Source organism: Bacillus chungangensis (assembly GCF_030812995.1).
GTDB classification, from domain to species: Bacteria; Bacillota; Bacilli; order Bacillales; family Bacillaceae_C; genus Bacillus_CF; species Bacillus_CF chungangensis.
Window position 1 is genome coordinate 211,938 of sequence record NZ_JAUSTT010000003.1, and the last position, 23,193, is coordinate 235,130.

The following is a 23,193-nucleotide window of genomic DNA, read 5'->3' on the forward strand; positions in this document are numbered from 1 at the left end:
CCGAAAATGAACAAAGAAGAGAGGGAACTCTCTTCTTTGCATCTTATTATTTTTTGAGTTTATTCATGATTCTTGAGGTAGATCCTTTTAAATTATAACATTCTACATAATCTCTGATTGGTCGTTTAATGTGTTCTACGACAAACCGTTGTCCATCAATACTTACTTTACTTAGATTATCATATAATGCATGAATCTCTTTCTTTACTTCGTCATTATTGAACGTATAATGACCAGCAATATCTAAAATGGAAGCAGACAATTCATCGTCTTTTGTTATTTCGTCTACCGTTAATTTCGTTTGATCCCCAACCATCCATTTTCTCCAACGTTCACTCTTAATGGCATGAACTAGCATAACATCTCTAATGTTGGATGGGGTTTCAATCAAGCCATACTCTTTCAGTTTTTGTTCTACGTTCGCTAATTTCAAATAAGCTCTTGTTTCTTCCGTACCATATTGAGGAGCAACATTTGTTGCAGTAATTTGGGATGGGATATGTTCTAATAGCGTAACATCGTCTAAATAGTCACCGTTGTGTTCTTTTAGTCCAACCCCATATTTCTTAGCCATTTTAGCTAATTCATAAGCATTTTCAAAATTAAACTGACCAACTTGATCTGTCTTCCTTACTAGTGTTCCTGTTTGACCAACAATAAATGTTGGCATTGGTAAACCTCTCTTACCCAGCTCTTCTTGTAGACGGAGAATGAAATTTTCATAAATGTCTGTAGATGTTAATCCACCATTCGTTTCTTCCGTACCAACCTCATAACCTATTTCAGGCAAGTTTCTAGCTATCCTTTCTTTCTCACAATACTCGATTAGGTCTACTGTGCGTTCAATAACTGTTTCAAGAGGAATTACCTTTCCTACTTCAAATGGATCCTTAGTTGGATCAATCATTAATAAATCGAATCCTGCTTCAATATCTGCTAAATAAGATTTTTTACCTAATGCCATTGCTTCATCTACTGGTAAATGATCATTTCTTTCTTTATCTCTTTGCCATGGACCACCATGATCACGACAAACATAATATAAGCCGTCAAAGCCAGTGGTTTTTGCCATTTCTTCAATTGCCTTCACAAACGTATGTTGATTCCAGCCGTTAACATAGCCACCGCCTAACTCATCCATATCTACTTGATTTCGACTTGCAATGAACATTAATGGGAAATCATAATCTCTAGCTAACTCAATGCTTGCTTGTAATAAATTACCTGACATTGGTCCTATTCCGAGTAATGTTGCGCTTTTTCCTTCTTCTTGTAGTTCTAATAATGCTTTCACAGTCGAATTAATCGGTGTCTTCATCATCGTCGCTTCCTCCTATAATATCGATTGCTACATTTACCCTATAACAGAGTCAAGATTTTTCTAATTCATACGTTCATAAATCTCGTTTTATTTCTTTACAGGGGCCTTCGTTTCAGGTAAGTCCGGTTTTGTGAAATGTAAGATAAGTGCTGTGATAACGGAACCTATTAACATCGCAAGGAAAAACCATAGTTTCCCATCTACTGCACCAATAACAATTAGTCCACCGTGAGGAATATAGGTGCCGACATTTTGCAGCATTCCAATTCCTCCGCCGACAGCGCTACCAATCATAATAGCAGGAAGAACACGTTTTAAATCGTTTACAGCGAATGGAATTGCACCTTCTGTAATTCCAATTAACCCCATGAATCCTGCACTAACACCCATTCCACGTTCCGCTTGCGTATATTTTTTTCTTGAAATAAATGTAGAAATAGCTAGCCCTAGCGGTGGAATTGCAACTGCAATTCTATGCGCACCATTTGGTTCAAAAATACCTTCTGCCATCAATGCTAGTGTAAAGGCAGTAACTGTTTTATTAATTGGTCCACCCATGTCAATAGCTGTAAAGGCACCAATTACTAATCCTAGAAGTAAAGCATTTCCACCTTGTAAAGAAGATAAGAAATCAACAAGAGAAGCTACAAAACCAGAAAGCGGTTGAGCCAAAATATAAATATATGTCATACCAACAAGGAAAGTTGTAATGATCGGGATAATTAATATTGGCATGATCGTTTTAATTGTATTGGGCACTTTCCAACCTTTAATCCATTTAGCGATATAACCTGCAATAATACCTACAATCATTGCTCCAAGGAAACCGGTTGAGACACCTTCATCTCCAATTGGATTGTTAGCAATATAACCTAAGATCATACCAGGAATTAGCCCAGGTTTTCCTGCAATTGAATATGCAATGTACCCTGCTAAAATTGGAATCATCATGGCAAAACCAGCTACCCCAATTGTATTCAAATTTTTAAGAAAAGGATTCGTTATAACCATTCCTTCGTCAGTTGGCGTTCCTGACGATAAAGCAATTGCTAGAAATATCCCCCCGACAACAACTGAGGGCATCATGTATGATACACCTGTGCTAAACGCTTTTTTCAATTCTGCTCCAACATTTTTACCATTGAAGGACATCTCATATCCCTCCTATTATGATAGTTTAGAAAATTTGTGCTTTATGTGGTAAAATCCATTGGTACTAATAAATGAAATAATGTGCAGTTACGATTCACTTTGGGTGATGGTTAGGCTACAAGAAATGTAGCCATGCCTGTTCATTTCTTATAACTTTTCTAATTGATCAATGACATCACTTACATTTTTTATTACGACTGAAGGGTCTAGCGTTAGTACTTTTCCTTCATCACGTTTTTCATCAAATCGTTCATCACCCTCAATGCCAATTGAAATTCCTAAAATAACGGCATCAGCGCTTTCGATTTCCTCCTCACTTAACTCATTTTCAATTCCCATTCCCCCTTGTGTTTCAATGATAACTTCATGTCCTCTTTTACGACATTCCTTCTCAATTGCTTCCTGTGCCATGTAAGTATGTGCAATACCAGTTGTACAAGCTGTAACTCCTACAATTTTCATTTTTGATTTCTCCCTTCTTTATTGTTCGATTTTAATTTCTTCATTAATTGAATTAAGTAGTTTAAATGCTTGATCTCGATCGCTGCATTCAAACAATTGGTTTCTAAAATCTTCATCCATTAATTTTTTGCTTACTTGTGAAATATATTTTAAGTGAATCTTACTGCCGCCATTTTGAGGAACACCAATTAAGAAAATGTACTTTACGATATCATCTTCTCGATCATCCCATTGAAACGCCTCATTTGTACTTAAATAAGAGATAAATGGTTCATTAACCACACTTGACTTCCCATGTGGAATCGCTACATTAAAATCAACACAAGTGGAAACCAGTTTTTCTCTCTCAATGACCGCTGTTAAAAATGGTTCTTGCTCACTGATTAAACCATTTGCAGCTGCCTGATTTACTAAATACTCTAATACTTCACGTCTGTCGCTTAGTTCTATATTTAAAGAAATCATTTCTTTTTTTATCAAGATATATCCCCTCCTAATAATTTTATAAATTCCTCTTTATTAGAATGTATAAAGACCTTTTCAACAGTTTCTTTATCTTCAATTAATCTGTAGATTGCCCCTAATATTTCTTTCACATGCTGCAAATCATCTTTGGAAATACATAAGAAAATAACAATACGTATATGCTGGTCGTTCCATTTAATTGGTTTATTATTGACGCATAATACGAGCACTGTTTTTTTTACGTATTGTGGATTGCCATGAGGAACTGCAACACCCGTTGGCAACACAATATCCCCGCTTTTTATCCTATCCAACAAGCTTTCCTTGTATTCTTTTAAGATATATCCTTCTGTAAACAAACGATTTGTCACATCATCAATCATCTCTTCGGCACTTTCATATTCACTGCCGAATTCAATATAATTTTTGTCCATATATTGATTTATTTTATCTAGACAGTCATTCACTTCTTTTTCTTCACTTCTTTTATCCTCTTTTAAAACGAAGTTCGAGTTGTAGAATTTCAAGATATTTTGCATATCTTGATTACTTATTAATGGTGATACAACGATTACAGGAGTATCTTCTACTTTGATATGTGCAGTTGAAATAATAAAATCAATTTCATCGAGATTTATTTTGGACATCTCATCAAAAGAAGCGATTTCAATTGAATCTAGAGGAGGAAGTATTTTCCTAACTCTATTTAACAATAATCCTGATGTTGTTATTCCTGTTGGACAAATAATTAACACTCGCTTACTTAATTGCATACGATCAAGCGTCGATTGGAAATAAATCATTAAAAAACCAATTTCATTATCGGTAAAATTTACTTGCAGCTCATCTTCAAAGTCACTCATAACAAACCACGTAATGTTGTACATTAATCCAAATTCATGTTTTATTTGTGTGATGAAAGGATTCTGCACTGAAAAGCCATTCTTTAATCGATAGATCATCGAGGGAAAATGTTTAGCCAATTGGCTGGACAATTTAGCATCTTTTGTCACATCAACTTTTAATGTTTTACTTAATTTTGTTAGCACTTTATCTATAATTGGCTTAAAATCTACATCTATCTCGCCTAAACTCATTTTGTTGGCTGCCATGTGCTTATTTAAATAGGCTATGTCACCTTTTGTAAATTTTATCCCTGTAGCACTAGTGATTTGATCCAAAAGTAAGTTGGAATTATTATTTGTAAAATGTTTGCCAGAGCCTTCTTCTACTTCATCAATGTGACACCCTAAAGAGGAGCGGTATGTTAAAACAATTACAATACTTAAAATGTTATATATATAATAATCAGCGATCATTTCCAATTTGTTTTTCACAAATTCGTATAGCGTACTTTGACATATTTGAACGAGTCTATCACCATAATATTTTTTTAAAAAAGAATATTTCTGGTCTTTCTCATCCGAGAAAGCGACCTTTTTTTCCTCATACTCACTTAGCAAAGCATTGAATAAAACAAGCGTATTCTGGAATTCTTCTTCTGTTCCTTCTATTCGTGTCCCATTCATATCACTAACTAATTTAACGGTTGATTGATTCAATAAATGTTCTTTTATAAATAATAAATCTGCATGAATGGAGCTTTTACTAACAAAAAAGTAATCAGCCAAGCTGTTTAACGTAACTGTCTCCCCGTCAAACAATAGTCGTTCGAGAATTTCGATTTTTCTTTCTTTAACACCAAATAGTACTTTAGGAGCTAACTTATTCATACGGTTAGGTTTCATCTTTTGTTGATTCCAATTTAACTTGATACCTAGCCCCCTTTTTTTTTCAATATCAAATCCTAACTTTTGAACAAAAAGTTTTATTTTGTCCAGATCAGAGTATATGGTTCTAGTGGAAACATTTAGCTTTTTAGCAAAATGCTTAACCGGCCTCGTTTCAGACTCATTCATAAGTAAATTGATTAAAAGTATTTGGCGATCCGTTAACTCCATCTGTAAAACCTCCTCTAAAGGAAACACTTAAAGCAGATTTCTTTCATATTTATTAAAGAAAATGGTATGAATCAACCCTTACAATCTTAGTTTAGTTTTTAGAGATATTATTGTAAAATACAATTGACTTCAACAACTAATTGAAAAAAAATAAACGCTTACATTATCTTGATTGTTATTCATTCGTAACGTTCACAGCAAGTGAAGCTGTTCTTTAAATTTTATTAACAACAAAAATAGTGAGTTTTGCGATCATGCTTTGCACCATTAGGAATAAAAAGAGGATCAAGAATTTGGAAAATTTGTCTGCTATATCTCCTTTCCAAGTTGTTATGCACAACATTTTTCATAAATATACACGTTATCTTATGTATTATTTGGAACAACATTAACATGGTCTAAAATCCTCATCATTAGTAATACGGGAAGTAAAGGAAAGGGATTGCGAAAGGAGCTTGATCATGTATGATGTCTTGAATGTATAGACTTTCTTATCGTTGCAAAACCTTCATCCAACATCTTGACAACCATCGATAATTTGATACTATCTTCCTGAGTACTCAATTTGAGTTTGGGGAGCGAGACAACATGTATACAATTGTGTTTGATTTAGATGACACACTATATGATAGGACACAACCTTTAAAGAAAACTCTTTCTGAATTTGATGCTACAAAACACCTTAGTTTCAACCAATTTTATCCGATTTACCAAAGAAATAGTGATATTGGGTTTGATCATGTTGCAAACAACGTTTGGACATTAGAAGAGTCGCATATTTTTAGAATCCAAGACACACTTCTACAATTAGGTATTTCCATTGATAAATTAGAAGCTCTATCATTTCAAAACTTATATAAAAGTAATCAAGAACACATTGAATTGTATCCATTTATAACCGAGATTTTAAATGATTTAAAAGATAACGGGATACAAACGCTAATCATGACAAATGGCCCCTCTATCCATCAACGAAATAAGATTAAAAATCTCGGTTTAGATCATTATTTCAACGATTACGAAATTATTGTTTCAGAAGAGGAACGTATGGCAAAACCAGACTGTAAAATATTCGAATTGGCTGAACGAAAATTTAAATTCGATAAAAATAATGCTTGGTTCATCGGCGACAGCTATCCGATTGATATTGTCGGAGCTCACAATGCTGGATGGCGCACAATTTGGTTGAATTGCAACCACCAACTTCCAAGCAGTTCAGTTAATTTGGCAACAAAGACAGTATATTCAACGAAGGAATTAAAAAATTATCTTTTTCATATATTAAACAGCCTTTAACTATAAAGATAAATAAGTGAAAATATCCGAAACAACCAAAGAGAATTCGTACAGATCGAGGAATAGATTTCATTGATACTTTTTTGTTTCACTAATAGATCGCCATAGTTGAAAAAGATCACGCAAAAAGACGGGAAGAAAAAAATTTTTCCCGTTTTACATATTCTACATGGCTAATATATATTTTACTTTTATTATTAGTTAAATCCACTGTATTACACTAAACGCCAAAACCACTTTCAATAAGTACAGCTTTTGTTCAAGTACTTAATTTCAAATCTCCTGGTGATGCTTTGTACTCCCTCTGAAGTGATATGAACAAGTTAAATATATTCAGAATACCATTCAAATGCCAAATCATTTCTATGCCATCAGATTTATTAACAAATAAACTATTTATGAAAACGAAAATACTATTATCTTTATTTTCTTAAAACAAGTTGAATGACATGGGCTAAACCGGTGTGAGCCTTTCCCTCCACTCGCTCTTGTTCTCCATAGAAGAAATGAATCACCTCATGACCTTCGCACCAAGTAAGAATGTCTTTTGGTTCGTAAAGCATATCAAGATTTGCTGGGCCACCTGTACCATAATTTAATTGGTCTTTGGAGTATACCTCAAGCATTATAATCCCTTTAGGCTTTATCGCATTTTTCATTTTTTTAAAAATCATTTTTTGAGCATCTCTATGAAAATGTCCAAATACCATTATTGCAGCATCATATTTCTCGCTTGGGACGCTGTCTACTAATAAGTCAACTTTTTTTGTACGTACATCAACGGCATACTTCTGAGCTAGTTTTTTCGTTTTTTGTAAACCACTATCCGCATAGTCTATTGCTGTTATTTTATGGCCTCTTTTTGCCAAAAAAACAGCATTCCGGCCTTCCCCCTCTGCAAATGCAATCACTTTTTGACACTTTTCTAATCGAAAGGCTTGTTGTTGAATAAATACGTTAGGCTCTTCCCCATACATATATTCCTTCGAATTAAAAAATTTATTCCAATTATTTTCCATACACTAACCTCCTCTGATTACCCTATTACACCTATCTGTGAAATGCAGCTCATTATTACATAAAGGAATTTATTTTAAAATTTTTCAATTGAAATATCTGCATTAATCACCATTGAACCTTTCATTTGTAATATCGGTATTAACTGCTATTGCTGCTTTATATCCTTCTGAAGCAGCAATGATTAATGAGGAATGACCTAATTTGGTTGTCTCTCCTGCCGTATAAATATTTTTCTGTGAAGTATGAACTGTATTCTCTGTCACAATGGCTCCATTTTCTTGTATGTCACAACCAAGCTGCTCTGCGAATTGATTTGGGCGCATAAAGGTAAACACGATAAATCCTCCAAATCTTTCTATTTCATGGCCTGAATGAAATTCCACTTTTTTCAAATAACCATCATCTCCATGCAGATTCTTAATAGGTTCTGTTATAACAGTTATATTTTTTCTATGTAGTTCATTCAGGATAGGATTAGACAACTCATGGCCATTTGTGGCTATTACTAAATCTTTGGACCAGTTATAGACAAGCTTCCCCATATGAAAAGCATGTTCTTCATTTTCGGAAATAATGATCAAGGGCTTGTCTTTTAATTCCCACCCATCACAATAGGGGCAGCTGAAGAGGCTTTTCCCATAATACTGTTTTATATTTGGAATGGAAGGAAACTTCTCTTGAATACCCGTTGCCAATATGATTTTTTCTGCTGTATACTCTGTGTTCTCCAAAGTTGTAATTTTAAACCAGCCGTTCGATTGTTTCGTTATTTTCGAGACCGTATTTTCATAGTACTGAACAGATGGGTAGCTTTTCAGTTCGTTTAAGCCAATTTCTTTAAATGCTGCTGGCTTTATGCCATCACGTGTAAGAAAACCATGTGATTCCTGCGTCACGCGATTCCGGTTTGTTCTGTTATCAAATAACGCGACCTTTCTGCGAGCTCTTCCTAAAACCAAACTTGCATTTAGCCCAGCTGGGCCTGCACCTATAATTGCACAATCCAACAATTCCATAAGTAGGTCATTCCTCCATGATTCAAATAGATTTCCTTAAGTATTTGAGAAAGTTTTCTTCCATACTGTTCCCCAAAACGCTTCATTAAATAAAGTGTTTTCCATAAAAAATCTCTCTTTGTTTTTGAGATATTAGAGACTCCTTATATCTACAATACAAATAAAAAATAACAGTGGATTATGAGTCCACGGATATTTTCTTGACAAGATCTGATATTTTTTGATTCCTTAACGCTTCTTCCATTTTTTCCTCTGCTGAAAGCATGACCTCTTTTATTACACATACTGGATCAGAGTTTAAACAGCAGTCAAACAAGGACGATTTACCTTCAATAGCATGTATGATGTCCAAAAATGTAATGTCTTCCCAATTATGACTAAGGGAATATCCGCCATTGGCGCCTGATGAAGAATCAATCATTCCTTCCTTAACCAACTTGGTCAATATTTTGGACAAGTACGTAGGCGAAACATTTTGCTTTTCTGCTAACTGTTGTACACCAACAAGTTTATTTGGTGGAGCCATTGCAAGAAAAAGCATTGTGTGAAGGGCATAATTTGTAGCTTTTGAATACTTCATGCTGTATATTCACCCCCCCAATAAAAGACTTTACATGTCTATAATAACCTTAATGAATTACTATGTCAAACAGTTCTTATTTATTCGTATACAATCTTATCAGTTCATTAAAAACGAAGTATTTATAAATAACATTTGCTATAGCTGAAACTGTTACTTTTGTCTTTATTTTGCACTTATTTTAGGTAATATTTTGCACATGAAACTTTAAAATAACAGCTATTCTTTACGAAAATATATTTAAGCTTAATGAAAACTTACAAAAAAACGTGAATTAATATTGAATATTAAATAAAAAAACGACTGTAAAGAACAATCGTCTTTTCAATTACTTATATTTAAATAAACAACATTTATTTGCGTAAAAATCTGTTACACTCGTGACATTTAAAAACGGTTGTAGCGTAGAATGATCTGATATCTGCTACTTTCTTCATTGCTTTGATACTCGCGCAGTTCACGATATTGAACATTTTTATCAAGTGGAGAGATTTTCACTTTGATGCCGCCAGCAGACGTAAAGCCACTAATGGATGGAACCGGAAAGTTAGGACTGGTTAAGGCTGCCAAATCTTTTGCAGTGAGTCCTAGAACATCTTCGATAATTAAGTCGGCTGGAGCCCACAAAGCGACAAAGACATCAAAAAGAAACGTGACTGCGGCAGCAATAGCAGACGCCCAAGCAGTAGAGAGTCCCAAAGCCGTGGCGGTTAAACTGCCAAGCGTTCCAAGAGTTCCAGCAATGGCGTTCCATTGACTTTTGATAATCTCCGCATAAGCATCCACAAAACTTCGGATTTGTTTTTTGTATGCATCTTCGTCATCGATCTCAAAACCAATAATACTTAATGACACTCCACCTATATTGTTTCGATTAAAAAGTAAACGGCTCATGTCACGATTTTCTCCTGAACCAACATCATCAAAATAAAAATCGTTTACAATCATATTTCCAGGAGTTAAAATTGTTGTGTAAATTTGTCAAAAGATAAAAAGACTCCTTTGCACAAAAATCAGATCAAAACGTAGTTAATCAACATTATCCCCAAAATAAGCTTTTTTTAGAAAAATACATACTGTTCTTAGCATATTAACTTAAAAAAGTCTATTGTTTATTAAAGGGTATTTCTATACCTTCCTCAATAAAAATTCTATCACGAATATTGATATAACTCATTGTATTTCGAATCCAATAGAGGTTAGGTTCTATTTTAAACAAATGAGTATCATGTTGATCATCAAAAGAGATAATAAAATAATCGATGCCCCTCTTAATGGTAAAGCGTGTTTGATATTCATCAGCAAGTTCATAAGTACCTTCTATGTTATCAGTATTGTTTATTAACATGATACTAGGATGTTTTGGTGCAATAAGTTGTTTCATGTCTTCAGGATTGTTTAAGAATGCTAATATTTGTTGTTCATAGACAGGGCTTACCTCTTCATTCATCAAGAGAATAGTCATTTTTTTGCTTGTCAAAGAACAGAAGCAATGTGAAGAGTAACCAGGCCATCCACCAGAGTGGCCAAATGAGTCATCTTGAATAACAAATCCGTAGCCATAGTTGTTATTTAAAGGAGAAGGTGTAATAGCACGTTTTACAAATTCAACGGATACTAATTTACCTTGAATAAATCCCTTTATAAATCGAGCAACATCCTTCGCTGTAGAATAGATGCTACCATCGCCATAAAAACTACATAGTTTATCCATATCTTTAAAGACAGTATCTTCTGTTAAAGAAATATATTTCTTATTGATATAATCAAACAGTCTTCCGACAGCAATTTGTTCGGCTTCTGGTTTCGATGTTGTATGCTGAAGATGCAGAGGACATGCAATCATCTTTTGTAAATAGTCCTCATAAGAGAGTTTACTAGTGTGTTCAATAATTTTAGCTAGTAATACATAGTTAGAATTACTATAGAACCATCCGCTGCCTGCAGGGAAGTAAGGCTCTTTGACATGTAAAATTTCTTCAATGTCTTTAATCGAAGCGTTGCCTAAATATTCTGGAATGCCAGATGTATGTGTTAGCAAGTGTTCAATCGTAACATTTTTGAAAGTATCAGTGTGAAACCATTTAGTTAATGTATCCTCAAGACTAATCGCTTTTTTTTCTATTAATTGCAGTACCATCACGGCAGTATACATTTTGCTTAGTGAAGCTATGTCGAACAGTGTATTCTCTGTAATAGAGATGGAATTATCTAGATCTTTATAACCTAAGGTTAGGCTTATGCTGTCTTCATTACTTGTCTCTAAATAAAGTGCACCATTAAATTGGTTTTTTTCAAGTGTAGAATAAATAGTATGAAACATAGTTTAGTCTCCTTATTATATTAGTTATCTAACATATTAGACGTGAGGAAATTAACTAAACTCTTTTATGGCAATTTCCTCTAATTTTTTTGTGATTCGTACCAACTCATTAAGCTCTGAAAGAGTTAATTTAGAATATAAACGATCCGCCACAGCTCGTTCAACTCGCTCTTGCTTGTCGAAATACTCCCGGCCTTTCGTATCTAATGTAATAAAAATTTCCCGACGATTATTAGGATTGATCGTACGACAGATGAACTGATTTTTTTCCATTTTGGCGATAAGCTGGCTTACAGCACTAGAACTAATATTCATTTCTAAAGCAATTTCGCCTACAGTTATTTTATTAGCATAATAGACAATATCCAGTAGAACAGCTTGTTGTGTGGTAATAGAGCTGGCTAGATATTTTTTATAATGTTTGTAAATCAAACGGTTGATCGTATAATCCGCTTCGTTAATTTGTTTTACTTGTTCGTACAAGTCCAAACAGATCACCTTCTAATATGTTAGTTAACTAACATATTAGAGGGTAATCTAAAAAAAGTCAACATTTTGTAGTTGTAAAACGATTAAACTTTTCACACAATCATGTAGTCCCCTCCACTATCCTAATTTCTATAATCAAATAAAGTTGTTTTATAAATCGGTTGCTTTCATTTTAATAAGCTCCTTTTTTCTTTTTTTTGCTAAAGATTCTCGACCGTATATCCAAGCTGCTAAAAGTAACACAGTTCCTCCAATGACTGCACCTAATAGAGATCCTGTAGACCTTTTAGTAAAAAAATCAGTAACATAGGCATAAATAAAAAACACGATATACATTATTGGTAAAACTGCACCTACAAATAAAGGTCCACGTTTAGATATAAAAAATTGTATAGCTAAAATCCCTAATGCGATAGCAAATTGCATAACATGTGCCATTTCAATCACCTTTTTCTTTTTTGTATTTATCAATAATTAATTTTGCCGTTTCTAAACTGATTTGTTCATCAATAACTAAGTTTTTAATCATGTTTACGAATTCTACATCGTCCTCCCTACTGTGCAATTCAATTTTCTGAATTAACTTATCTAACATCGTACGCACAGTAGGGTAAGATACATCGTAATCTTTCGCCATATTTTTTAATGATCCAGAGTTTAAAATAAACTTTCTAATAAATTCTAATGATTCTTTGTCTAAAGATAATACCCAAGACGGAACATCTCCTCTTTCCATAAAAATCACTCCTTCTTTAATTATATTAAAACATTTTTTAATTTTATTCAAGTATTTATTGAATAAAATTAATATATATTTTGATTTATTTCTAAATGAAATTTTTAGTTCTATTGTAAATAAACGTAAAATTGAAAAATTGTAACAAAGTTAATGAGCAATTCTGTTAGCAAATCAAAGCAATACGAATATCAACTCATGATAATTTCAAAGATAAGATAGCGAACATTTTACAGAAATCAGATATCTCTTACACTTTTTCAGTTACTCTAATGTACTTAAATGAACTGCACTTAATACTCTTATTATCCTAAATGAAGCTTTACTTAAAAAAGCAACCTAAAAAAGTCGATTCCTTCACTTACAGGAAGTCGACTTTTTTAGGTTAAAGTTCGGTTAGCATACAATATTTCTTACATGTTGACGGTACCCAGGTAAAACCTACAAATCGAGGTTATCACTATTCAAAAGCAATCGGCTGGGAAACTGACATTTTCTCTTACAATTTGCTATAAGTTTTTCATATTTCTTTTGGATAATGCTATTGCAGATTTTTCTTCACTAACGCTAACGTATTTTTTATAAAATCTTGATAAGGGGTTCGAGGAAACAAACTTATATTGCTAGCTGCTTTCTCTGTATAGATAAGCGCTTCCTTTACTCTTCCTAATTGCAAGAGGCAATGTGCCCGATACGCATCAGCAGTATAGAGAATAGATAATTCAAGCGGGTAACGAATCGTGTCAGGCATTTTAAATTGTTCAAATGCTTTTAGCGCTTCTTCCACCTGTCCTTTTCCTAGTAGCGCTTTACCTTTTTCAAGATAGTAATAGTCACTTCCGAGCTCACCCTTTACTAAGGTAGCAAATTCATCTAAGTAAAAAAGGACTTGTTCATAATCCTGTGAAATTTGATTGTGATAATGAGCTTGAAGCAACAACGTAAAAGCCAATGATTCATCATTTTCACTAAAAACAGCAAACTGCTCTGACTTCTTTATAAAGTAAGCAAAATCATTTTCATTGTTACGAAGAAGGGATTGGAACGCTGCAATTCGAAAAATATCATCCATCTTATAAAAAATCCCTTTCCTCCTGGATAGCTCAATCAATTCATTTAGCTTACTCCTTCCTGATTTATAGTCACCTACCCCGAAGAGTAAGACCACTTCAACGTAATTCGCTTCTGCTTCAACGACGATATCAATCACCGTTGCTTTTTCATGATACTCTTTTCGTACACTTCGCAACAATATAAGCGCATCATGGTAATGACCGTCTTTTGCAAGGTTTTTGACTATGTGTACTTTAGCAGCAACGCAATGACTATAAAGGGATAACTGTTCATAGATTACTATCGCTCGTTCTATCAACATCTCTCCTTGTTTTCGGTCAGTCTTAAAAACCGTTCGGCCAGCAATTTCTAATATCCTAGCAGACTCAAATGAAGTTGGAAGCTGCTGGTCAAACATGTCTTGTGTTAAATTCATTATCTGTTCATCATTATTTTTTTCAAACGCTTCCTCTACCTGACTAAATATGTACTTTAGCTCATCAGATGTATGGTTCTCTAACAGATAATGAGGATCACATCCCAACTGGCTCGCAATAAATTTTAAGCTTTCCATCGAAGGGTTGGCACGGCCATTTTCAATCATACTTAACATCCCCTTCGTCATTTTGTTGCCAGCTACTTCTACAAGTGTCATACCTCTTTCTATTCTTAATTTTTTAATTCGCTTTCCAAGTTCATTCATTTTCAACATCCTTTGTATTTTAATGAATAGTTTAATTATATTAAACTTTAGCTTGAAAAGGAAATAAGAGCGTGTTACGATAAGTTCAATTAAATTGAACTCACTGAATTAAAATTAGATGATGACAGGGAAAGGTAGTTAGTGAGCTTTCTTTTTAATATCAAATAGGAAATTGGAGGATTAAATATGAGCAACATAATGGAGAATGAAACAGGACAAAAACTAGATATTGGCGGGATTGAATTATACTATGAATTGTTAGGTAAACATAACGAGGGTCCTACTCTCGTTTTTGATTCTGGATATGGATTCACATTAGAAAACTGGAATTCGATTAAAGATGACATTTCAAAGTTCTCAAAAATGTTTATTTATGATAGAGCTGGTCTAGGCAGAAGTGAAGGAAGTGACAGATCTCGTCATAGTCAGCAAAGTGTCGAGAACTTACGTCTACTACTTAAAAAAGCAGGTGTAAAGCCTCCATATGTGTTAGTTGGACACTCATTTGGAGGAATAAATGTAAGATTATTTGCAAGTACATATCCAGAGGAAGTTGCAGGAGTGGTTCTTTTAGACTCATGTCATGAGGATCAAAATAAAATTCTGCCTCCTTTATTTACAAAAGAAGTTCAGGAAAATTATTATCATCAATTCACTTTGGAAGGGTCTCTTCATGAGGTTGAAGAAAGCTTCGAACAAGTTCGCGCTTCTAAATCTCTTGGAAGTATACCACTTATTGTAGTAACAGGCGGTTTGCAGCCTTTTCATACAACGGAATCTATGGCTGCTTGGATGAAATTTCAAAGAGAACTTGCAAACTTGTCAACTAATAAAAAACATATTATTGTTGAAGATGCTGGACATACAATCCACATCGATCGACCACAAATTGTTATTAATATAATAAAAGATATACTAGATGTGGTGAAAAATAACAATACACATTTATCATAACTCAAATTTATGCTGTTGAACGACTATTACGTCCATTAATATTTTATTTATATTAGGCACCTCCGTTATTTGATAAGTCGCTTGTACAATAACGACACATTAAATATTGCAGGAGGTCCTTTTCATTTCTAAACAAGATGTCGCCCATCAAGTTAACATTTTATTGCATCTCCAGAAGAAATTCAGCAGAAACATCCTGAAATTAACTTAACCAAGCACTAAAAAAAGCTGTTGATGAGCATAAAAACTCGTCAGCAGCCTTTCTCTTAGAAATTTTCGAAAATGCGGTACAATGTTGATTAGATTGTTCATCATACATTTTCTCTAATTCATTAGATGTTTAACTGTTTTAAGCTACTGCTTTTCATAAATATAAGCCGTGATAAATCCTTTTAAAAAATATTTATTTTTACGCTCATTGTATTATTCCAATTTCTCTATTAACCCTTTTTTGTTTACGATTTAGTATCGGCAATTCTACCAACACCTCACCAGAGTGACTTGCATTATTACTTAACTTCATCCTTCCATTATGCTGCTTGATCACTTTTTCAGTGAACGTTAATCCCAAGCCATAATGGCTGTTATTCGTCCGTCCATCATTTTCAGTATAGAAAAGTTCAGTTCCTTTTCTAAGAGCCTCTTCTGAAAAGCCTGGTCCCCGATCGATGATAATGAATTGAATGAGATCATTCTCCTGCCTGACGATTAATTGTAATTTTTCATGTTGCGGCGTTCTTTCTATTCCGTTTAATACAATATTATTTATGGCTCGAATGAGTAGATTTACATCTATGAAAAGGCTAGTCCCTTTCTCTGTAAAATCATCGACAATGATATTATTACCTAAGCTGCTGACTTCAGCTTCTAGTTTGTTTAAGAAATCAATGACAGATTTTTCTTCCTTATCCATATTTAATTGCTTGTTGTTCAGATTGATATCGATTACTTCCTGAATATATTGTTCTATCTGTTTGATTGAATTCATCATGTCGCTAAAGTTTTCCTTCATATCATCGCTTTTCATTACTTCCAATAGTTCTATATTCCCTTTTATGATAGTCAGCGGAATTTTTATATCATGGATTAAATAACTGATTTGTTCTGCCTTCGATTGGGTAACCTCTATTTCCTTTTGAATGGATTTGACTAGTGCTTCTGATAAACTCTCCATTGCGCACATTACATCTTTATATTCATTAAATTGAACTCGTGGAAATTCGATATTCAAATCTTTTTCTTTAATTTTACGCGCTACTTTTATCAACTTTTGATTTTCTTGGATAATAATTTGAGAGAAACTTCTAATATTCCAGACTAAATAAATACAATAAATCATAATCGAAAGAATGGATAGCCATACACCTGGATTAGGAAATACCCTTCTTAATTCGATGTTTGCGAACTGGATTTTCAAGCTATAATGAATTAAAATGGTTTCATATTGACTGTTATACCTTATAAAAGAACTCATTTTGCCATTCCTAGGATTTTTAAAAGCTTTTTTTGCTGTTTCTGTATTTCTAGAGTTCATATTACTCTTTACCATTTTTTTTGTCTGTTTATTAAAAATGGCATAGTCCAGTTCTGGTGGGATGATACTGGAATCGATATAATCGGAGTTTTCAACTTCACTTTTTATTTTTTCTGAATTTTTTATCGGCTCGTTTGCTGGAATAAAAAGATGATGATTTATTCCCCATGTCACTAACCCAATATTTAGCATCAACATCATTAAACCAGCAAAGCCTAATTTTATCATCCATTTAACTAAATAAACCGATAACGTATTCTTTATTCCCATATATACCCTACACCCCAGACAGTATTGATGGGGGCTATATTAAATTGAGCCATTTTTTTTCTAATTACCCTGATATGTTCAACAATTGTTGAAACTTGAGAATCACTTTCAATTGAATAGATCGATTCATAAATATTTTCTTTAGAAAATATTTTACCTTTATGCAAGGCGAGCAGCTCACAGATACTATATTGCGTCTTTGTGAAATATACTTCCTTCCCTTGGATGATCACTTTTTTTGCTTCTAAATCAATAAGGATGTCACCATCAATAAACACACTTTTGGTTCCTCTTTTCGGTCTGGATTCCCGTCTTAAGTGCGCCTCAATTCGCGCATTTACCTCATGTATACTAAACGGCTTTCCAATATAATCATCTCCGCCAATGGATAAACCTTTGATAATGGAAATTTCATCACTTTTGGCTGTCATAAAGATGATTGGTATATCAATCAAAGGTCTAATTTTCTCACATACTTTAAAGCCATCTTCTCCTGGCATCATGACATCGAGTAAAATAAGATTATATTTAATTATTTCTTCTATCGTAATATCTTTTATACTTTGAAGAGTAGTAACTTCATGATTTTTCATCTCTAACATTTTCCTGATTAATCTCAAAATTGCGGCATCATCATCAATCGCTAAGATATTTGCCATATTTAAATCACCCTTTTAATCCTATTTAATCATTTGTTTTTCTTCCGGACCAATGATTAAACCAAACGATACTCAGTATCATCATTCCTATTGTTAAAATAAAGAAATAATAGACTCCCGTTATTAGCATAGAATTGCTAACTAACTTTATATCAGTTATTTTCAAAAAATTCCTTACATATTCACTGAATCGGTTTGCCCATGCCCAAGGCAGGAACCCCCAAACTCTATCTCCTATTGCAGTCAAAGAAAGAGCAGCGATGATTACTCCTCCGAACCCACATATGCTGCAAATCCCGATCCCATACTTATAACCAATGACTTGATAAAAAAAATATTGAAATATGGAAGCTACTGTAAAAATTATACCTGTTAAACAGTAGAGAGTAAAATAAACTTCATCTAAATCAATTAGAAACTTCAGAGCCAAGGTATAAATTGATATGGTTAAAAACATTGCAGCACTATAAGAGAAAATCATCATCGTAATTTGACTTATGAATGAGATGGTTTTGCTCTGAATTACTCCGAGCATATTCTGAAAATAACCCGCTTCATTTTCAGTATCGGCCACTATTCCACAAATGATGGATATGATGACCGGCGTTCCTACTCCGATTAATTCAAAAAAAATGATATAGCTCGCTTCTAAACTTATCGGGTCATTCCTGGATAAGAAGTACATCACTAAAGTACCTGGTAAGATCAGGGGAATACCCAAGTGTAAAAAAAGAAATAAACTTCGTTTTCTTTTTTTAAACTCCCCCCGCAAACATCTATAAAGTTGCATCATTACTTCACCTCTAATTTATTAAAGGATCTAATAGAGAACCAAGTAAGGAAAAAAAAGAATAGAAGGCTTAAAACAAGGGCAATTGGAATGACTGAATAACTCAATAATTCATCGTTTTGCGGCAAAGGGATTCCATTAGAGTGCAATTTCGTTAAAGGCATTTGTACTCTCAAATGCCAGCTATATGGAATGAACAACCACTCTTCCGTAGGAGCAAAAAATGAACCTAAATTTAAATTAAGCATACTATTCAATAGTAAAGTGATAAAAAGATTCGTTTTTCTTGAAAGCCACAAACAAAATGGAATCTGCCAGAGTGAAGTAACGAACATCAAGGCAACAGCCAAAATACAAGAAAAGAGCGAAACCAAATATGGACTCGTTTTTATCAGTAAACTGGTAATGTATATTACAGCACATAATATGATTGAGCCTATTGCCACAAATCCAGTTAAAAATAAAATTCTACTCCATTCCTTTTTTTGCAAATTTATCGGTAAGCTAATGATGGATTTAAAATTTGTTGATTTTTTTTCCAGATTATTTAGAAGTCCTGCCGTAAGAGCAATAAATACCGAGAGCCATACTATCCCCCAATGGTTGATGATGGTTTCTGCACTCAGCCGTATTATCTCTGGCCCGCCAAGAAAATTAAAGCCAAGCGCAAGTAGGGAGCATATTAAGGGAATCATCAACAGCATTTTTCTAATATTTGTTCGTTTTGTTTTTATGAAGTCTGATTTTAAATATAAATACATACTATAACCTCCTATTGGCTCTATGCTTTCGTACAACATCAGTAAAAAGCGTTTCTAAATTTCCATAAGAATGGTATTTTCCTTCATAACCTAGTATTCCATTGCTGATGATACCGATATCATCAGCTAATTGTTCAACTTCTGATAACAAATGGCTAGATAAGAGGACTGTCATGCCCTGCCTAGGAAAAGATGCAATCAGTTCCCTTAATTCTTGAATACCAATAGGATCCAATCCATTAGTAGGCTCATCTAGGATTAACAACTTGGGATGATTCAGGATGGCGAGCGCAATACCAAGACGTTGCTTCATCCCCATTGAAAAGTTCATCACTCTTTTACTTCCCGTATTTGTTAACCCAACAATTTGAAGAACCTTCTGGATTCGTTCTTTTGGTAGCCCTAGAATCGTATTTATTACATCCAAATTTTCTTCGGCTGTTAAATTCCCATAAAGCGGGGGATTTTCAATTAAAGAACCAATATGAACTAAATCCTTTCTGGTCCACTTATTACCATTAAAAATCACTTCTCCGGATGTTGGCTTAAGCAGACCCGATATGATTTTTAGAGTTGTGGACTTCCCTGCCCCATTTGGCCCCAAAAGACCATAAACGGTGTTCTCCCTTACATTAATTGATACACCATTTAAAACTGTAGCGCTCCTGTATTTCTTGGTTAGCTGTCTAGTTTGCAAGATATACTCATCATTCATATTTAGATACTCCTTTTCACCTTTATAGATGGAGTTTAGCAACAAAAAATCAAGACTCCATCAATAACGAAGAAGAAATATAAATAAAAAAAGATGATTGATCAGATATAATTCCTGTTCAACCATCTGTGTATAAATTTTCTATATTTCCTGCAAATGGACCATCTTTCTTAGTACCCTCTGACCATATAAAGTATGATATGCATAACCATAAAGTTTATCTTCGAAATCGCGGTCAATCTCAAATAATCTGTTAAAATGTAAGTGAATCACACTTCCCATAATGTTGACGAAATCACTTGTGAGTTTATTACTTCTAATAATTTGCTCTTTATAGATGCGTATACTTTCACTTCGATAATCTAAGACCTCTATGATTTGTTTTAGGTCATTTCCTCTTCTTGCTTTTTCCCAATTGTTATAAGAATCTAGTTCATTTATAAAATCGTACTTTTCATCTTTAAATTGCTTTTTATAAATGTCATCGTTTTTCAAATTTAGATGTAAGTAACTCAATTGATCTTCAAAAATTAATCCAAAGTCATTTAAATAGTAGAGTAATGAAATTACTCCAATTTGTTCCTTGCTAAGTCCATTTTTATTCATGATTTCAAGTATTTTCATGACAACTAAGCTATCTTTGTAGAATACATTTTCTGCTATATTTATTAACGAAGGACCACCATACCTATTGATTTCAGGGAAATAGGTATTAATAATTGTTTGACTGAAGTACCGGGATTGATAAAGATCTACAACCATTCTTTTGAAATCGTCATTAAATATTCTGTTGTCGTTTAACTTTTATTTTCCATTTTGGACACACCTCTTTTTATCCATTTTAGTCAAAGGTAACTAAGATGTGTCCATGAAAATATACTAGTATCAAGTTTTTATATAAAGTTGGTTAGATGCCTAACACAAGGTAAGTTAACTTGAATAACATGGGAGTGTGATATTAAACTATATCTTGAAAGGATGTAATATTATGTATCCCACTTACACTATGACATACGATCTCAAACAAGAAACCTTGTCCCGGGTTGAACCATGGGTACAGTATGGTTTAAACGAAGCTCAAAAAACCTCTATCCCTCATGCAATGAGGGAAGTTGCAGCTATTACCTATCTGATGGGTAAAGGATATGATCCAAGAATGGCACATCAAATAGTCGAATCATGGGAAGTTGATGAAATGTTTTATCCCAGATAAGTGAATCGGAATACAAAGAGATAGAAAGAATTTAAAAGTGATTTCCCTATAAAATGACATAAGCTCCTATTATTAATTAAAGGCTTATGTCATTTTAAAAGACGTTAAAACCTTTTACTATCCTACATAAAATTTAAACCTCTGATCCATCTAAGATTATAAATTAACCTAATTCCATCTTTGTTTTTATAACCACAGCATAAACATATCTGACTACTTGCATAGTTTTTAGGAGCAATTATCAAATCACGACCCTTCCACTCTGCTTTGTAGTCAAGATATTTTCTGAATTTAGACCAAGATACTTCACTGATTGCTTTTTCTATAGAAGCACCAGCTATTGTAATCAAGCAGAAACTTCTTGACCAAAACATCTCTTTCCAAAGTTTTTTTGCGAACAATAGGAAAATCACGTTATATCAAGCGTGAACTTGCACTCTTATACGCATTTTGGAATTTTTTACAATTCACTGTTAGGGTGTACTTTGAACATCACATGTACATGCGCTCCCCTATGTATAACAACTTATCAACTAATTATTTAAAATCAAATGTATTTTTTTCTAGAAATATTTCATCGCCGAAAGCTCTGATAATAATATCAAAATATTTGCTGTACGGATGCATAAACACTTCGTACTGAATACGACGTTCTTCATGAGATTGCCTTAAATAATTGATATCCGTTCCCCTTTCAACAATATCGCGGTTCATTCTTCTCTCTAATTCAGTTTCCCCATCTGTATAGATGTAAATTTTTAAATCAAATAAATCTGGATTAATAAATGCTACACTCATTCCTTCTACAATCGTTACTTTGTTTTTCGAAGAAATTAACTCACTTTTAAGATAATTCGTATCAATTGTATAAAAATCTAAACCATATCTAACCATCTGAACATCTCTTTCTAAAGAAGGTAAATGATGTGCTGATGGATGGCAAGCTGTCATTTTATAGCGATGTTTTTCATTTTGATATGTATAATCAATCATTGCATTTTTTCTTACGTCTGAACTGCTAATATATGGATCCGTATTAATGTAATTCACTTCATTTTGATTAAGTAAGTATAAAAGTCTCTTAGCAAAAGTCGTTTTTCCAGCAGCACCATGTCCTGATATACCAATAATTATTTTATTATCCATCCTTCTAACCCAATTTAAGACTTCTTGTAATAACTGCTCCATCACTCTACCACCTTATAGAATAAGTACAGCCTTTATGTTGATTGAAATATTGAAATATTCTTTCTCTTATTATACACAAAAAAAATAAAAGATAGTAAGAATTCGAATTAATACTATCTCTATTAGTAAACTTATTTATTCTTTAAAAAGTTAATTGTTTTTTCATTCTATCACACAACTTCAACCGCTCTTTTTTGATGTACTTTCCCACCTTCCCAGTTCCACCAATAATAGTAATTTTACGCGTCTGTTGCACACTTACTCCTCCTTAAAACTTAATAACTTACCCGAGATTAAATGATAAAAAAATACAAGAAGATAACTTGTGAGTACTAATCCAAAACCCTTAAAACATATCAAAATCACCCTGATAACGGGTACAATGGACCTATTACCAGTAAACCGCTGCTCCTATTGCTTTTGTAATACAGTTTTTGACATAGAGTAGAGTAACCTCTTTCGAGGTTACTCCCTCATCAAACCGTACGTGCCCTACTAAGGCATACGGCTTACCCATGTGTTACTTGTTATG

The 23,193-nt window shown here is 33.5% G+C and carries 24 protein-coding genes and 2 pseudogenes; 3 read left to right on the plus strand and 23 right to left on the minus strand.

Annotated elements, in window-relative coordinates:
- Positions 1-46: 46 nt before the first annotated feature.
- From J2S08_RS04090 to J2S08_RS04110, 5 genes are all read right to left on the minus strand, one after another.
- Positions 47-1,318, minus strand: coding sequence for a class II D-tagatose-bisphosphate aldolase non-catalytic subunit (locus J2S08_RS04090; RefSeq protein ID WP_307226970.1), 1,272 nt, complete (start codon positions 1,316-1,318; stop codon positions 47-49).
- A 90-nt stretch (positions 1,319-1,408) separates the two neighbouring features.
- Positions 1,409-2,473, minus strand: coding sequence for a PTS fructose transporter subunit IIC (locus J2S08_RS04095; RefSeq protein WP_307226916.1), 1,065 nt, complete (start codon positions 2,471-2,473; stop codon positions 1,409-1,411).
- A gap of 147 nt (positions 2,474-2,620) precedes the next feature.
- Positions 2,621-2,935 (minus strand): PTS fructose transporter subunit IIB, encoded by a 315-nt coding sequence (locus J2S08_RS04100; RefSeq protein ID WP_307226917.1) that lies wholly within the window; start codon positions 2,933-2,935, stop codon positions 2,621-2,623.
- Between the two features lie 18 nt (positions 2,936-2,953).
- Positions 2,954-3,415, minus strand: coding sequence for a PTS sugar transporter subunit IIA (locus J2S08_RS04105; RefSeq protein WP_307226919.1), 462 nt, complete (start codon positions 3,413-3,415; stop codon positions 2,954-2,956).
- Positions 3,412-5,361, minus strand: coding sequence for a BglG family transcription antiterminator (locus J2S08_RS04110; RefSeq protein ID WP_307226921.1), 1,950 nt, complete (start codon positions 5,359-5,361; stop codon positions 3,412-3,414). The genes J2S08_RS04105 and J2S08_RS04110 overlap by 4 nt, the downstream gene beginning before the upstream one ends.
- Positions 5,362-5,949: 588 nt before the next feature.
- Here J2S08_RS04110 and J2S08_RS04115 point away from each other — a divergent pair.
- A complete protein-coding gene (locus J2S08_RS04115; RefSeq protein WP_307226923.1) occupies positions 5,950-6,657 on the plus strand; it encodes an HAD family hydrolase in 708 nt (235 codons plus the stop codon).
- A gap of 422 nt (positions 6,658-7,079) precedes the next feature.
- Here J2S08_RS04115 and J2S08_RS04120 read toward each other — a convergent pair whose 3' ends face one another.
- The 9 genes from J2S08_RS04120 to J2S08_RS04160 all read right to left on the minus strand — a co-directional run bounded on the left by J2S08_RS04120 (position 7,080) and on the right by J2S08_RS04160 (position 14,577).
- Complete coding sequence (locus J2S08_RS04120; RefSeq protein WP_307226925.1) at positions 7,080-7,676, minus strand: class I SAM-dependent methyltransferase; 597 nt, start codon at positions 7,674-7,676, stop codon at positions 7,080-7,082.
- A gap of 102 nt (positions 7,677-7,778) precedes the next feature.
- Positions 7,779-8,693, minus strand: a complete 915-nt coding sequence (locus J2S08_RS04125; RefSeq protein ID WP_307226927.1) for an NAD(P)/FAD-dependent oxidoreductase — start codon at positions 8,691-8,693, stop codon at positions 7,779-7,781.
- A gap of 178 nt (positions 8,694-8,871) precedes the next feature.
- Positions 8,872-9,273, minus strand: coding sequence for an Rrf2 family transcriptional regulator (locus J2S08_RS04130; RefSeq protein ID WP_307226929.1), 402 nt, complete (start codon positions 9,271-9,273; stop codon positions 8,872-8,874).
- Between the two features lie 387 nt (positions 9,274-9,660).
- On the minus strand, positions 9,661-10,167 hold the full coding sequence (locus J2S08_RS04135) for a hypothetical protein (RefSeq protein WP_307226930.1): 507 nt from the start codon (positions 10,165-10,167) through the stop codon (positions 9,661-9,663).
- Between the two features lie 211 nt (positions 10,168-10,378).
- Positions 10,379-11,596: a serine hydrolase domain-containing protein gene (locus tag J2S08_RS04140; RefSeq protein WP_307226932.1), complete on the minus strand. Its 1,218-nt coding sequence runs from the start codon at positions 11,594-11,596 to the stop codon at positions 10,379-10,381.
- 51 nt (positions 11,597-11,647) lie between these two features.
- Positions 11,648-12,085 carry a MarR family winged helix-turn-helix transcriptional regulator gene (locus tag J2S08_RS04145; RefSeq protein ID WP_307226934.1) on the minus strand — a complete coding sequence of 146 codons (438 nt, stop codon included), beginning with the start codon at positions 12,083-12,085 and terminating at the stop codon, positions 11,648-11,650.
- Positions 12,086-12,235: 150 nt separating this feature from the next.
- Positions 12,236-12,523, minus strand: a complete 288-nt coding sequence (locus J2S08_RS04150; RefSeq protein ID WP_307226936.1) for a hypothetical protein — start codon at positions 12,521-12,523, stop codon at positions 12,236-12,238.
- Position 12,524: 1 nt separating this feature from the next.
- Complete coding sequence (locus tag J2S08_RS04155; RefSeq protein ID WP_307226937.1) at positions 12,525-12,821, minus strand: DUF2089 family protein; 297 nt, start codon at positions 12,819-12,821, stop codon at positions 12,525-12,527.
- Between the two features lie 541 nt (positions 12,822-13,362).
- Positions 13,363-14,577, minus strand: a complete 1,215-nt coding sequence (locus tag J2S08_RS04160; protein ID WP_307226939.1) for a helix-turn-helix domain-containing protein — start codon at positions 14,575-14,577, stop codon at positions 13,363-13,365.
- Positions 14,578-14,763: 186 nt separating this feature from the next.
- Between J2S08_RS04160 and J2S08_RS04165 the strand changes: the two genes are divergently transcribed.
- Positions 14,764-15,531, plus strand: a complete 768-nt coding sequence (locus J2S08_RS04165) for an alpha/beta fold hydrolase (RefSeq protein ID WP_307226941.1) — start codon at positions 14,764-14,766, stop codon at positions 15,529-15,531.
- Positions 15,532-15,946: 415 nt separating this feature from the next.
- Here the strand turns inward: J2S08_RS04165 and J2S08_RS04170 are convergent, their stop codons facing one another.
- The 6 genes from J2S08_RS04170 to J2S08_RS04195 form a co-directional block, all read right to left on the minus strand.
- Positions 15,947-17,335 carry a sensor histidine kinase gene (locus J2S08_RS04170; protein ID WP_307226943.1) on the minus strand — a complete coding sequence of 463 codons (1,389 nt, stop codon included), beginning with the start codon at positions 17,333-17,335 and terminating at the stop codon, positions 15,947-15,949.
- The gene (locus J2S08_RS04175; protein WP_307226945.1) at positions 17,326-17,994 is read right to left on the minus strand and encodes a response regulator transcription factor; all 669 of its coding nucleotides are present in this window, start codon (positions 17,992-17,994) and stop codon (positions 17,326-17,328) included. The genes J2S08_RS04170 and J2S08_RS04175 overlap by 10 nt, the downstream gene beginning before the upstream one ends.
- A gap of 25 nt (positions 17,995-18,019) precedes the next feature.
- Entirely contained in the window at positions 18,020-18,787 is a 768-nt protein-coding gene (locus J2S08_RS04180; RefSeq protein WP_307226947.1) for a lantibiotic immunity ABC transporter MutG family permease subunit, read from the minus strand.
- Complete coding sequence (locus tag J2S08_RS04185; RefSeq protein ID WP_307226949.1) at positions 18,787-19,545, minus strand: lantibiotic immunity ABC transporter MutE/EpiE family permease subunit; 759 nt, start codon at positions 19,543-19,545, stop codon at positions 18,787-18,789. Before J2S08_RS04185 ends, J2S08_RS04180 begins: the two co-directional genes overlap by 1 nt.
- Position 19,546: 1 nt before the next feature.
- The gene (locus J2S08_RS04190) at positions 19,547-20,260 is read right to left on the minus strand and encodes a lantibiotic protection ABC transporter ATP-binding protein (RefSeq protein ID WP_307226950.1); all 714 of its coding nucleotides are present in this window, start codon (positions 20,258-20,260) and stop codon (positions 19,547-19,549) included.
- Positions 20,261-20,401: 141 nt separating this feature from the next.
- Positions 20,402-21,046 (minus strand): thiopeptide-type bacteriocin biosynthesis protein, encoded by a 645-nt coding sequence (locus tag J2S08_RS04195; protein WP_307226971.1) that lies wholly within the window; start codon positions 21,044-21,046, stop codon positions 20,402-20,404.
- Positions 21,047-21,248: 202 nt separating this feature from the next.
- Between J2S08_RS04195 and J2S08_RS04200 the strand changes: the two genes are divergently transcribed.
- Positions 21,249-21,473, plus strand: coding sequence for a hypothetical protein (locus J2S08_RS04200; RefSeq protein ID WP_307226952.1), 225 nt, complete (start codon positions 21,249-21,251; stop codon positions 21,471-21,473).
- A gap of 122 nt (positions 21,474-21,595) precedes the next feature.
- Here J2S08_RS04200 and J2S08_RS04205 read toward each other — a convergent pair.
- From J2S08_RS04205 to J2S08_RS04215, 3 genes and pseudogenes are all read right to left on the minus strand, one after another.
- Positions 21,596-21,799 (minus strand): annotated as a pseudogene (locus J2S08_RS04205) (zinc ribbon domain-containing protein); the annotation flags it as partial.
- Positions 21,794-21,990, minus strand: a pseudogene (locus tag J2S08_RS04210) (transposase); the annotation flags it as partial. The pseudogenes J2S08_RS04205 and J2S08_RS04210, both read right to left, overlap by 6 nt.
- Before the next feature lie 20 nt (positions 21,991-22,010).
- Complete coding sequence (locus J2S08_RS04215; RefSeq protein ID WP_307226954.1) at positions 22,011-22,661, minus strand: uridine kinase family protein; 651 nt, start codon at positions 22,659-22,661, stop codon at positions 22,011-22,013.
- Between the last annotated feature and the right edge of the window lie 532 nt (positions 22,662-23,193).